The sequence below is a fragment of the Methylotuvimicrobium sp. KM2 genome (assembly GCF_038051925.1).
GTDB lineage: Bacteria > Pseudomonadota > Gammaproteobacteria > Methylococcales > Methylomonadaceae > Methylotuvimicrobium.
In genome coordinates this window covers 2,025,859-2,039,392 of record NZ_CP150634.1, presented here as the reverse complement: position 1 = coordinate 2,039,392, position 13,534 = coordinate 2,025,859, and the positions used below count along the sequence as shown (strand labels likewise).

12 protein-coding genes are annotated in these 13,534 nt (G+C 52.9%); all 12 read right to left on the bottom strand.

What is annotated here, in order from left to right; all coding sequences use genetic code 11:
* Positions 1 to 56 precede the first annotated feature (56 nt).
* The gene (gene purL / locus WJM45_RS08620; protein ID WP_341328545.1) at positions 57 to 3,938 is read right to left on the bottom strand and encodes a phosphoribosylformylglycinamidine synthase; all 3,882 of its coding nucleotides are present in this window, start codon (positions 3,936 to 3,938) and stop codon (positions 57 to 59) included.
* A 282-nt stretch (positions 3,939 to 4,220) separates the two neighbouring features.
* Positions 4,221 to 4,853, bottom strand: a complete 633-nt coding sequence (bamC, locus tag WJM45_RS08615) for an outer membrane protein assembly factor BamC (RefSeq protein WP_341328544.1) — start codon at positions 4,851 to 4,853, stop codon at positions 4,221 to 4,223.
* 5 nt (positions 4,854 to 4,858) lie between these two features.
* Positions 4,859 to 5,734, bottom strand: a complete 876-nt coding sequence (gene dapA, locus WJM45_RS08610; protein WP_341328543.1) for a 4-hydroxy-tetrahydrodipicolinate synthase — start codon at positions 5,732 to 5,734, stop codon at positions 4,859 to 4,861.
* Positions 5,735 to 6,263: 529 nt separating this feature from the next.
* On the bottom strand, positions 6,264 to 7,280 hold the full coding sequence (locus WJM45_RS08605; protein ID WP_341328542.1) for an IS110 family transposase: 1,017 nt from the start codon (positions 7,278 to 7,280) through the stop codon (positions 6,264 to 6,266).
* A 360-nt stretch (positions 7,281 to 7,640) separates the two neighbouring features.
* The gene (gene ureG, locus WJM45_RS08600; protein ID WP_341328541.1) at positions 7,641 to 8,249 is read right to left on the bottom strand and encodes an urease accessory protein UreG; all 609 of its coding nucleotides are present in this window, start codon (positions 8,247 to 8,249) and stop codon (positions 7,641 to 7,643) included.
* A gap of 106 nt (positions 8,250 to 8,355) precedes the next feature.
* Positions 8,356 to 9,030, bottom strand: a complete 675-nt coding sequence (locus tag WJM45_RS08595; RefSeq protein WP_341328540.1) for an urease accessory UreF family protein — start codon at positions 9,028 to 9,030, stop codon at positions 8,356 to 8,358.
* Positions 9,020 to 9,451, bottom strand: coding sequence for an urease accessory protein UreE (ureE, locus tag WJM45_RS08590; RefSeq protein WP_341328539.1), 432 nt, complete (start codon positions 9,449 to 9,451; stop codon positions 9,020 to 9,022). Before ureE ends, WJM45_RS08595 begins: the two co-directional genes overlap by 11 nt.
* 153 nt (positions 9,452 to 9,604) lie before the next feature.
* The gene (gene ureC, locus WJM45_RS08585; RefSeq protein WP_341328538.1) at positions 9,605 to 11,308 is read right to left on the bottom strand and encodes an urease subunit alpha; all 1,704 of its coding nucleotides are present in this window, start codon (positions 11,306 to 11,308) and stop codon (positions 9,605 to 9,607) included.
* On the bottom strand, positions 11,301 to 11,621 hold the full coding sequence (locus WJM45_RS08580) for an urease subunit beta (protein ID WP_341328537.1): 321 nt from the start codon (positions 11,619 to 11,621) through the stop codon (positions 11,301 to 11,303). Before WJM45_RS08580 ends, ureC begins: the two co-directional genes overlap by 8 nt.
* An 8-nt stretch (positions 11,622 to 11,629) precedes the next feature.
* Complete coding sequence (gene ureA, locus WJM45_RS08575) at positions 11,630 to 11,932, bottom strand: urease subunit gamma (protein WP_341328536.1); 303 nt, start codon at positions 11,930 to 11,932, stop codon at positions 11,630 to 11,632.
* Between the two features lie 29 nt (positions 11,933 to 11,961).
* The gene (locus tag WJM45_RS08570) at positions 11,962 to 12,810 is read right to left on the bottom strand and encodes an urease accessory protein UreD (protein WP_341328535.1); all 849 of its coding nucleotides are present in this window, start codon (positions 12,808 to 12,810) and stop codon (positions 11,962 to 11,964) included.
* 4 nt (positions 12,811 to 12,814) lie between these two features.
* The gene (locus WJM45_RS08565; RefSeq protein WP_341328534.1) at positions 12,815 to 13,402 is read right to left on the bottom strand and encodes a HupE/UreJ family protein; all 588 of its coding nucleotides are present in this window, start codon (positions 13,400 to 13,402) and stop codon (positions 12,815 to 12,817) included.
* Positions 13,403 to 13,534: the final 132 nt, after the last annotated feature.

Below are 13,534 nucleotides of genomic sequence, written 5' to 3'. Positions count from 1 at the left end.
ACTGAAAAACCAACGTTCAGTATCTGTCAATTAATATAGGGTTATTCGGTTTTTTTTCAAGCCACCCAAACCCGGGCATTCCTAAACATGCGCATCCATGGACCGTATTCGCTCCAATCATCGGGATGCCATGAATTTTGCACGGTTCTGAAACATCTTTCCGGATGCGGCATCATGATCGTAAAGCGGCCGTCACGGTTGGTCAGACCGGTAATGCCCAATGGCGAACCGTTCGGATTGGCCGGAAATTGCGTCGTTTTTTCACCGAAATTATCGACGTAGCACAAAGATACCGCACCGGCTTTGATCGCTTCAAGCGGATTTCCTGAAAACTCCGCTCTCCCCTCGCCGTGCGCGATCACGACCGGCATTCTCGAACCGGCCATACCGGTCAACAGAATCGAGGGCGAGTCTTGAACCTCGACCAGCGCGACGCGCGCCTCGAATTGCTCGGAATGGTTTCTCAAGAAACGTGGCCAATGTTCGGCGCCCGGGATAATTTCCTTGAGCCCCGACATCATTTGACAACCGTTGCACACGCCAAGGCCGAAAGTATCCTCGCGCTCGAAAAATGCCGCGAATTCATCGCGGGCGCGCGGATTGAACAGAATCGACTTAGCCCAACCGCCGCCTGCGCCGAGCACGTCGCCGTAAGAAAACCCGCCGCAAGCCGCAAGTCCTCTGAAATCCTTCAGACCCACCCGACCGGCAATGATGTCGGTCATGTGCACATCGATCGCGGCGAATCCGGCTCGGTCGAACGCGGCGGCCATTTCGACATGACCGTTGACGCCCTGCTCGCGTAGAATAGCGACCTTCGGCTTCGACTTGCCGATAAACGGCGCGCAAACATTGTCGTTATGATCGAAAGTTAACAGGGCATTTAGGCCAGGATCGTTATCGTCGCCGATCCGTTCGAATTGTTCGCGCGCGCAGTCAGGATTATCGCGTAAGGCTTGCATTCGATAACTCAGTTCGGACCAGCAGCTTTGCAATTCGGCACGAGTGGCCGAATAAAGCTTCTGCCCGGCAAAATTGATCGTCAAATCGGCTTGTTTCGTGACTGAACCAATTCGATGCACACAAACATCGAGGCCGGCTTGCGCCAACAAGTCCATAATTTCAGCGCTATCGCTTTCCCTGACCTGTATCACCGCACCGAGCTCTTCATTGAATAAGGCCGATAAGACATCCTTGCCTACCCCTGATAAATCCAAATTCGCGCCGAGCCTGCCCGCGAACATCATTTCGGCGATCGCGGCCAATAGACCGCCATCGGAACGGTCATGATAAGCCAGCAATTTGCCGCGACTATTCAAGTCTTGTATCGCGTTGAAGAATGCTCTGAATAACCCCGGGTCATCCAAATCCGGACAACGGTCGCCTAGCTGTTTATAAACCTGTGCAAATACTGAGGCGCCTAAACGATTTTTACCCTGTCCTAAGTCGATCAAGATCAAGACCGAAGGTTCGTCGCGCAATTGCGGCGTCAAGGTTTTCGCTATATCGACCACCGGCGCGAACGCGGTGACGATCAAAGATACCGGCGAGGTCATGGTTTTTTCACGGCCGTCTTGCTGCCAAACGGTTTTCATCGACAACGAATCCTTGCCGACCGGAATCGCGATACCCAATGCCGGGCAAAGTTCCTTTCCGACCGCTTTCACGGTATCGAACAACGCGGCATCCTGACCGGAACTGCCGGCAGCGGCCATCCAGTTGGCGGATAATTTGATGTTTCCCAACGACCCGATACGCGCGGCGGCAAGATTGGTCAATGCCTCGCCGACCGCAATTCGGCCCGATGCCGGCGCGTCGATGACCGCCAACGGCGTTCTTTCGCCCATCGCCATCGCTTCGCCGGTCGACGCAAAAAAGCCCGAAGCGGTCACCGCGACATCGGCTACCGGCACTTGCCAAGGGCCGACCATTTGGTCGCGCGCAACCAAACCGGTCACCGAACGATCGCCGATATGAATCAAAAAGCTCTTATCGGCGACGGCCGGGAAGGACAATACGCGCTTGACAGCTTCGTTAAGCTCAATGCCGGCTAAGTCCAACGGCGACAACTCGGGTTTGACATGCTCGACCGTCCGATGCATTTTCGGCGGCTTGCCGAACAACACCGACATCGGTAAATCGACCGGTCTATCGCCGAACAAACGGTCGCTGAGTTGCAAATGCTCTTCATCGGTCGCAGTGCCGATCACGGCATACAAGCAATGCTCGCGTTCGCAGAACGACCGGAACAAATCCAGCGACTCCGGCTTGATTGCTATGACATAACGCTCCTGCGCCTCGTTACACCATATCTGCATCGGCGACATGCCGCGATCGGCGATATTGACATCGCGCAATTCGAAGCGCCCGCCCCGTTCGCAGTCGTGAACGATCTCCGGCACGGCATTCGACAGGCCGCCGGCACCGATGTCGTGTATCGAAACAATCGGCGTATCCTCGCCGAGGGCATTGCAATGATTGATGACTTCCTGGCAACGGCGCTGCATTTCGGGATTTTCGCGCTGTACCGAGGCAAAATCCAGTTCCTCGGCAGCCTCGCCCGAAGTCTGCGATGAAGCGGCGCCGCCGCCCAAGCCGATCAGCATCGCGGGTCCGCCCAGGATGATGATCAACGACCCCGCCGGTATCGGTTGTTTCTCGACCAGCATCGGGCGAATATTGCCCATGCCGCCGGCAATCATGATCGGCTTGTGATAACCGTGGAACGTGTTTTCATCACCGCCTGGTGCGGTTTGTTCGAAACTGCGGAAATAACCGGCCAGATTCGGTCGCCCGAATTCATTATTGAATGCCGCACCGCCAATCGGCCCATCCAGCATGATATTCAACGCCGAAGCTAGGCGACCCGGCTTGCCGTTATCGTCTTCCCAAGGCTGCTCGAACCCCGGAATCCTTAGATGAGAAACGCTAAAACCGGTCAAACCGGCTTTGGTCGCAGAACCTCGACCGGTTGCGCCTTCATCGCGAATTTCGCCGCCCGATCCGGTCGCCGCGCCTGGATGCGGAGATATTGCAGTCGGGTGATTATGGGTCTCGACCTTCATCAATATGTGCGCATCTTCGTCGACATAGGAATATTCGCCGGTCAACGCATTGCGGATGAAAACAGACGTATTAGCACCCTCTACGACAGAGGCATTATCGCTGTAAGCCGACAAAATACCTTCAGGGCTTTGTTCGGCGGTATGCCGTATCATTTTGAACAAAGACTCGGCTTGTTCGACGCCGTCGATCGTCCAGGCGGCATTAAATATCTTGTGCCGGCAATGCTCCGAATTGGCTTGAGCGAACATCATCAATTCGACATCGGTCGGATTGCGCTCCAATGCTTGAAAACTTTCGGTCAAGTAATCGATTTCATCGGGGCTTAACGCCAATCCGAGCTCGGTATTGGCTTTGACCAGGGCTTCGCTACCGGACTGAATTACCGGTACGGTTTGAAACGGTTTAGGATCGTGATGGGCAAATAAAATCGCTTCAGTCATCGATTCGCTTTTAACGACTGTTTGCGTCATGCGGTCATGAACAAGCGCCGAAATGCTTTTTTGCACCCGCTCGGTTAACGCACCTTCGGACAGTATCGTATATTCGACCCCTCTTTCGATGCGACAAACTGCCTCCAAGCCGCAACGCTGCGCGATTTCCGTTGCTTTACTGGACCAAGGAGAAATCGTGCCGGGCCGGGGAATGGCTGTTAAGCGAAATCCGTCAGTAAACGATCCGGCGGTGCTGCTTCCATAGGCTAACAGGCGGTTTAATAGCGTTTGCTCGCTAGCGCTAATCGCATGTTCGAGCTCGACAAAATGGACATAGGAAGCCGAAATACCATTGATGGCTGGCTCTATCTCTTGGAGACGGGCGAGTAATTTTTCGATGCGAAATGCAGATAGCGCGGATGTTCCTGGAATTTTTAACATGGGGATCCGTTATGAAATAAAGTTCAAAACAAGGTAACGGTACAGAAAATCAAGAGGATATACCTTTCGCACTTCAAATTTCGGCATTAAGGTATGGAGGCGTCGGGGTATATCTCATTCCCAAGTTTTAACTTGGGAACGCATACCTTCAAGCTCTGCTTGATGTCACACGGCAAGCGGAGCTTGAAGGTAGTCACTCCCAAGCTGGAGCTTGGGAGTAAGAAAATCAACTTTGTAATTTTCATGGCGAAGGATTAAGAACTAACCGACAATCGAAACTGTCTATTGATCGGCTAGATCGTCTTCAATCGCTTGTTGAATCGTCAACAACAGAGTCAGGCCGTCGCCGCTAGATACGGCTTTATTGGTCTCATCCCTCACCATGACATCGGTAAATTGTTCGTACTCGACTAGTCTGATGCGGTACTCTTTCTCGTTTGATCCGTACAGACCGAAAACAAACAGAATCTCATCCCAAAAGGAATCGTCAGTCACTTTCTGTTCTTCAGGATCGTACTGCACAATATACGATGCCAGCGATCTGTCACGCGCAACGATTTCAATCGATTGTCTTGCCAAAGCCTTGCCGACGATACGCCAGGCTTTTCCGACCGGCTCATTAATTCTGAGCACGACCGCATCGGCAGTGTCGACCCGCTCGACTTGGGTGACTTTGTCGGTGTCATCGACCACTTGAGTGGTATCAACATGCCTTAGATCGAGTCTTGGAATTCTTGCCGGTCTTTCAACTTTTTGAATAGACAGTTCCTTAGGCAACACCAATTCCGGTATTTCGGTTCTAAATTGGTAATCTTTTTCTTTATCGGGAAACCAGCTTTTGATCGTGCTACACCCGCTAGCCGCCGCGAAGGGCAGAATGATCAGGTATAGTAAAGCGGCAAAGATGCGCTTCATGAGTTTCAAAGTAACTCCGCTTGACGCATGGCGCCAAGCACTGCGTCATAACAATCTTCAGTCAACCAAGTCAACGGCAAACGGATGCCTTTTCGAATCAAACCCATTTCCTTCAATGCCCATTTGACCGGTATCGGATTCGATTGAATGAATAACTGCTTGTGCAATCCGGTTAGCTTTGCATCGATGGCCAAGGCGGTCTCGCGATCGCCGTCAATCGCGGCGGTTATCATCTCATGGACTAATCTCGGCGCAACATTACCGGTTACAGTGATCGTGCCATTACCGCCTAGTAAACAAAATTCACAGCTTGTCGCATCATCGCCGGTATACAAGGCAAACTTTTCGCCGCATAAGTCGCGTAATTGCTTAACCCTTTCCAATTTACCGGAAGCCTCCTTAATACCGACAATATTGTCGATAACTGACAGGCGCGCCACCGTTTCCGGCAGCATATCGCAAGCCGTGCGTCCCGGAACGTTATAAAGAATTTGCGGAATATCGACCGCCTCGGCAACGACCTTAAAATGTAAATACAAACCTTCTTGTGTCGGTTTGTTATAGTAAGGCGTCACCAAAAGACACGCATCGGCGCCGACTTCTTTTGCTCTGCTCGTTAACTCGATCGCCTCTGTCGTCGAATTGGCGCCGGTCCCGGCAATGATTGGAATTCTGCCGCCGGCATAATCGACAACCGATTTTATAAAATCGCAATGCTCGTCTTCGTCGAGCGTTGCCGATTCGCCTGTCGTACCGACTGCAACAATCGAGTCCGTACCTTGATCGATATGGAATTCGATCAATTTTTTTAAGCTGTCCCTGTCAATCGAACCATTTTCCATCATCGGTGTAACCAGAGCTACGATACTGCCTTGAATCATCCCAATCTCTCGAACCTGTTATGCAATTATAAAAATACCGGGCATTATAACAAGCAAACAGACAAATCCCATCTTTTAAAATCACCGCAGAATATGAACTTCTCGTTTATTGCCTCAAGACTCCTTACCTATGCTTTATCTCAACCAATACCCATATATGGACTCCTCGTTTATTGCAAGCCAAGTTTTCAAAAAATGATGTCAAAACAGAGATCAAGATTGCTGCCATATATTCGGTCTCTCAACAGAGGCTTTATTGCCTCAGGACTCCTGATGAATCTATCCGCGCGCTTATTCCTCAACCATCGTAACGGTTTCTTAAGAACCTATGGGTATAACGGGTTGTAAAAGCACCGGTCTGACCTGTTGTTGTCATCACTGATTGTCTACTTGCCTCCGCAATCTTGTGTACTCGGTTAAATCAATCTCACTCATCAGGGTTATCCACGCTTTGTCCACGGGCTCCGAGCTCTCTTCTCTAGCTGGGAGCCGGTGGGCAAAGGGTGGATAACCCGGCCCAATGCCCGCGTTAGGCAGGCGCCCCTTGATAAGCTTCGTTTTTCGTGGTCATTGCCCACAAGATGCGGGCGTTTTTGTTGGCCAGGGCAACCGCGGCCTTGTTAAAGCCGCGTCGCTCGACCAGCGACTGCAGCCACCGGCTGAGTTGATCCGTTTTGCCAGCACAGTTTTTGACCACCGCGCGGGCACCATGAATTAAGTTGGTTCGGATATAACGATTACCCCGCTTACTGATCCCCAGATAGCGGGGTTTATCGCCGCTGCTATGCTGCCCGGGAACCAGGCCCAGACTCGCCGCATAATCTCGGCTACTGGTATAGCCTTTGCCGTCCCCGATATCAGATGCCACAATCGTGGCGGTGATCGGACCCACCCCGGGAACATCCAGCATGCGCCGGCTTAATGCATCGGCTTGACTGAGCCTGCCCAGCCGTTTGTCTTGCTCCTTAATCACCTTATCCAATTCTCTCAACCGTTCGGCTTGCTCCGCAATCAGCTCTCGACACAGCGCCGTCAGTCCGTTCTCGGCATCTTCTAAAATATCAGGCAATTGTTTTCTGACTTGATCGACCCCTTTGTGAATGGCAATGCCGCGCTCCAGCAAGGCTCCACGAATCTGATTCACTACAGCAGTTCGTCGTTTGACCAGATCCTGGCGTAGATTATGAAGCAGTTGCATATCTTGCTGTACCTCGGTTTTGATCGCCACCACCCGCTTATTGGGCCGGCTGACCGCATCAAAAATCGCTTGGGCATCGTTAAAATCATTCTTGTTGCCGACCACGAAGCTCTTGACAAACTTCGCGTTCAATAACATCACTTCATGGCCCAGTTTAGTTAATTCTCTAGCCCAATAATGGCTACTGCCGCACGCCTCGATACCAATCGTGCTGACCGGATAATTGGCGAAGAAGGTCAAGACTTGCGCCCGTTTGAGTTTTTTCTTGATGACTTTATTATCCGCATTCAACGTATACAGATGAAAAATGTTCTTTGCGATATCTAAACCAATTACGCTAGTATTCATCTCGGACTCCTCTTGTTTTGTTTTTTACTAAGGTGCTATTTGACACCAACAGAGTGAGAGGAGTCCATATCATCATCGTAGATCAAAGTTCGGCACCTGGGTACTCGTCAAAAGACGCCGTGAACCCAGCACCTAAATCCAGCACCTAAATTCCATAGCCGATTGGCTATGTTTAATATCATGACTAATTTAGGTGCTGGATGAATTCCATAGGTCTTTGGCAATGATTCAAAATCATGGCTTATTTAGGTGCTGGGTAAATACGTCCATGTAAACCCCATGCCAGCTCCATGCTGGCATAGCCTTTGCGATCAGTCGCCGCCATCAAACCTTGTATTTTTCGGTAACCGTGATCACAGATTACAGCATTCCTGCTCGAACGATAAACGCATCAATCAAATCCAATCCTTCACCGGTTTTCAGATTAGTAAACACGAAAGGCCGATCGCCGCGCATTTTTTTCGCATCGCGATCCATCACTTCCAACGACGCGCCGACATAGGCCGCCAAATCGATTTTGTTAATCACGAGTAGATCCGAACGTGTGATGCCGGGACCGCCCTTGCGTGGAATCTTGTCGCCGGCCGACACGTCGATGACATAAATCGTTAAATCGGCCAGTTCCGGGCTGAACGTCGCGCTCAGATTATCGCCTCCGCTTTCGACCAGCACGAAATCGAGGTTGCCCCAGCGCTCGCATAATTCTTCGACCGCCGCCAGATTCATCGACGCATCCTCGCGTATCGCGGTATGCGGACAACCGCCGGTCTCGACACCGAGAATCCGCTCTTCCGGTAAGGCCTGACTACGAATCAAAAACTGCTGATCCTCACGGGTATAAATGTCGTTCGTGACGACGCCGATTTCGAAATCGTCGCGCATGCGTTTGCACAGCGCATCGACCAACGCGGTTTTTCCGGAGCCGACCGGACCGCCGATACCGACTCTTAACACATGTCTATCGCTCATTGTTATTTTACACTCAATAAAAAGTTAACAGGATCTTTAATCCTAAATTCTGCAGTTTGACCATGAAGCACATGATTACCTTTCCCAACAGAGCCCCATCCTCGGATCAAGAACGAAATAAGCGTGAATACTGCATCTCATGACGACTGCTGGTCAGCGCGAGACCGAATGCACTACCGCCGATACCTTCATCGGCAATCAATAAAGCTCGATCGACTAAATCAGGGAGCATTCGAGCCAGGTCGCCCAACAAGCGCTGACCAGCCACTTGACCCAACGGCACCAATTTGACTGCACATAAAACCTGGTTTTCTAGCCAACTCCATGCGTATCCGGTCAGCGTGTCACGGAGCGGTATCCGCCATTGCACGGCCGCCAACGCGAACAGCGCCGCGAGCGTGGTATCGGGCCGGCGCCGCCATTCCCGCGCTTCGTCGATATTCAAGTCGGTCAATAATCGCGCGAGGGCTTGTCCGGTTTGCCTATCCTCGGAACGCAGTTCGGCGGTCTCGCGATAAGCCGTCAAAGTCCGGCTCCAATGATGAACATCGTGGATATTTCGGCTCTGCCAAGCAGCATGCAATCGCACCAAAATAGGCAAATCGATACGCGCCAAACCGTTTTCCAACACGCCTGAAAGCCATTCTTCGGCGTCTGCGTCGTTCTTGATCAAGCCGTCCTCGACCGCGCCTTCGAAACCCTGAGAATAACTGTACATGCCGATCGGCAAGCCCGGACTCACCAGTTGCAGCAAGCGCAGCAAACCGAAATCAGTGATCATGGCCGTGATAAGCGCCGGCTTCAGGCTCGAACGGCAATTCCGCGTGGACAACGGCCAAACCCAAGCCTTCGATCATGTGATCGAGCACATGATCGCTCAAATATCGCAATTCGCCCGGCAAAATCTGCAGCGAAACATGGCGGTTACCCAAGTGATAACAAGCGCACGCAAACTGCAATGGTTCGTTGCTGCGCACGACCGACAAAGGTTCGGGCGCGGCATCGACCAAGACATTGAATCGGTCCGGGCCGGTCAGCACCAACCCCGATCGCAGCAAATGGCCGCGCGGCAAGAACAAGCCGACTTCGACGCCGCCTTCGGTCACGGCATGGAAACGGCATTTTTGCCTCGTTTCGAAAGGCAGTATTAGGACATCGACGGGAGTCACATCGGAACTAGCAAGTTCGGTAAGTTTCAGCATAATCTTAACCCAGCCTTAACATTTCTCTATCATAAGCTATTGAATAATTTGTATAAATTAATTTTATAGCACTACAAAGTTAAATTTAGCATGATTTTTAATTATTCTATTTCAATGGCATAGGCCATAGGCACTACATTTGTTAAAGCTGGGTTAAAATAGAAAATAACGTTGGGCGAACGGCAGCACGTCGGCAGGCTCGCAAGTCAGCAACATCCCGTCGGCGCGGACCACGTAGGTTTGCGGATCGACTTCGATGACCGGTTGATAATGATTATGTATCATCGAATGCTTGCCGATCGAACGCGTCCCCGAAACGGCGCCGATGCGTTTATCGAGCCGCAATGTTTCGGCCAGCCCCGAGTCGGCACCCGCTTGCGACAAAAACACCATCGACGTCGACGCGGCGGCCTTGCCGAACGAACCGAACATCGGCCGGTAATGCACGGGTTGAGGTGTCGGAATGGACGCATTCGGATCGCCCATCGGCGCGGCGGCGATGAATCCGCCTTTCAATATCAAACTGGGTTTCACTCCGAAAAAAGCCGGTTGCCAGAGCACCAGATCGGCCAACTTGCCGACTGCGACCGAACCGACTTCGTGCGAGATTCCATGGCTGATCGCCGGATTGATCGTGTATTTGGCGATATAGCGCTTGATTCGAAAATTATCGTGGCGCGCATTGTCTTCCTGAAGACTGCCGCGCTGCACTTTCATTTTATGCGCGGTCTGCCAGGTCCGTGTGATCACTTCGCCGACGCGGCCCATCGCCTGCGAATCGGACGAAATCATCGAAAACGCGCCGAGATCGTGCAGAATGTCCTCGGCCGCGATCGTTTCGCGGCGGATGCGCGATTCGGCGAATGCGACATCCTCGGGTATGCCCGGATCGAGATGATGGCAAACCATCAGCATGTCCAGATGCTCGTCGACGGTATTGATCGTATAGGGACGGGTCGGATTGGTCGACGACGGCAGGACATTGGCCTGACCGCAGGCCTTGATGATATCGGGCGCGTGGCCGCCGCCAGCGCCTTCGGTATGGTAGGTATGAATCGTCCGGCCCTTGAATGCGGCGATCGTATCTTCGACGAAGCCCGACTCGTTCAGCGTGTCGGTATGAATCGCGACCTGCACGTCGAAACGCTCGGCCACCGACAAACAACAATCGATCGCGGCCGGCGTCGTGCCCCAGTCCTCATGCAGCTTCAAACCCATCGCGCCGGCGCGGATTTGTTCTTCGAGCGCTTCGGGCAAACTGGCATTGCCCTTGCCGAGCAGACCGAAATTCATCGGCAATCCGTCCAAGGCCTGTAGCATGCGGTGTATGTTCCACGGTCCCGGCGTGCAGGTCGTCGCATTGGTGCCGGTCGCGGGCCCCGTACCGCCGCCGAGCATCGTCGTGACGCCGGACATCAGCGCTTCGTCGACCTGCTGCGGACAAATGAAATGAATATGCGCGTCGATGCCGCCGGCGGTCAGGATCTGCCCTTCCCCTGCAATGATCTCGGTGCCGGGGCCGATGATGATATCGACGCCTTCTTGCACGTCGGGATTACCGGCCTTGCCGATCGCTGCGATACGGCCATTTTTGATGCCGACGTCGGCCTTGACGATGCCCCAATGATCGACGATCAATGCGTTCGTAATGACCAGATCCATCGCGGTTTGCGAGCCGGCCTGACTCTGTCCCATGCCGTCGCGTATCACCTTGCCGCCGCCGAATTTGACCTCGTCGCCGTAGATCGTCAGGTCTTTCTCGACTTCGAGAAACAATTCGCTATCGGCCAAACGCACGCGGTCGCCGGTGGTCGGACCGAACATATCGACATAAGCCTGTCGGCTCAATTTACTCATGATTGTCCTCCAACGCGCCCATGATTTGCCCGCGAAATCCGTAAATTCTACGCAACCCGGCAAAAGGCACCAATTGCACTTCGCGTTGCTGACCGGGTTCGAAGCGTACCGCGGTGCCGGCCGGAATATCGAGCCGATAGCCGCGAGCCTTATCGCGATCGAATTTCAAGGCCGGATTGGTTTCATAAAAATGATAATGCGAGCCGACCTGAATCGGACGGTCGCCGCTGTTCGCGATCGTCAAGCGTATCGCCTTGCGTCCGGCATTTATTTCAAGATCGCCGTCGACTGTAATGATTTCACCGGGAATCATGCTATCTCCTATTCGATCGGATTATGGACCGTGACCAGTTTGGTCCCATCCGGAAAAGTCGCTTCGACCTGCACTTCGGGCAGCATTTCGCAAACGCCGTCCATTACGTCGTCTTTGTTCAGCAGCGTTCTGCCGTATTCCATCAATTCGGCGACGGCTCGCCCGTCCCTAGCGCCTTCCATGATCGCGGCCGAAATATAGGCGACCGCTTCCGGATAATTGAGCTTTAGGCCTCTATTCCTGCGGCGCTCGGCCAACAATGCGGCCGTAAAAAGCAGTAATTTGTCTTTTTCGCGTGGTGTCAATTGCATTAGTTATCCTTGATATCGGATTTATGTATTCATGTCGCCCAGATACGCGGCATACAGGCTTTGCGGCCTACCGTCGCCTCGCGAATAGCCGCCCAAACCTGGTTGAAAAAGTCGCGCAGTTTATCGGCTCTGTGATCCAATGCGCGGCAAATCAATAAATCATCGATGCGTGTGACGCCGCGTCCAGGTGCGTCGCCGATCATGTTTCGCACAATCTCTAAAACTTCTGTCGAAGCAGGATAAGTAAACAAGGTTCCGCAAGCCGAATGACGATTCATACCCCAACGTGCCGCGAAGGCTTGCGCGTCGAGGCGCAAACGCTCCAAATAAACCGGCTCGTCTTCCAGCGCTATGCGCCAATTCAATAAGGCTTCACCCAGTTCAAAACCTTCGCCGGATGCGGGACGACCTAATACGATGATCTCCCATGCGATGAAACGCGCGCCGGGATCGATATTGATCGTCGTGGCAGACCTCAGCCGCGCGCCTTCGAAGACGATCGTTTCTTGCGGCAGCCATTCCAAGACCGCATTTTCTTCGATCGTCATCGCGACCGACTGAGACGCGCTTTCGCCTTCACTGCGGTAAAACTTACCGGCGGCAGGCGTCGTGATCAAGGCATGACTGCCGTGTTCGGCTTTGACTTCTATCGTCAATTGGTCTCCGGCAACGATGCCGCCAGGCGGATGCAACAAATACAGATGACACACATCGCCTTCGGGATAAAACGGCCGTTGCACGGTCAATGGGCCGCGATGAGCCCTGCGCCGCAACACCGTTCTGCTTTCGGTCTTCATAAAGCCCAGCGACAACTCGGCCTGCCAACCCTGACGCGAATCGATTCCGGCTTCGTTTACCGCGCATCTGTCGCTGTACACCGGCTCAAGCACCGAGCAACAAGGTCAGGCCTACCGTTGCACACGATATAGCAACAGCGGCGCGTGTCCATTTCAAAATCACGGGGCTCAGTAAACCTGCCGCCAAACCGATGCCGTGCAACGAGGCGGTTGAAAGCAAAAAGCCCAAGGCATAACCGGTTCGGTCCGTATCGGGACCGATTTCCAATGCATGCACATAGCCGTGACTCAATGCGAACATGGCCGCCACGATGCAAGCCTGCGTCAACGAAAGGTGCCAGTCGCACAGCACGATAATTCCCGAGACCAGTACCGACAACGCCACCCAATATTCCGGATAAGCCACCGAAATACCGGCGAATGCCAAACCTGCCCCGAAAGCCATTGCCGACAGGAAACTCAAAGGCAATAACCAGCGCCCCCGCCCTCCAAAACAAAAAGCCCACAGGCCGACCGCAATCATCACCAACAGATGATCCGAACCGAGCAACGGATGTATAACTCCTTCGCCGAATCCATGATCCGCACCGGTGCCGAGATGCGCGAAGGCCTGTATCGGCAACAGAAGTATCGAAGCGACTAGCGCCGCAGTGTATTTGTTATTGATCATCATTTTCACCATAAGATAGTTGTTTTATCTCGTGCAGAGGCGCTGGGGCGCAGAGTTTTTTCTGGTTCCCACGGTCCTCCGTGGGAACCCATATCGAGGTATATTTACTCGCCCCAGATCTGCATTCCCACGCCG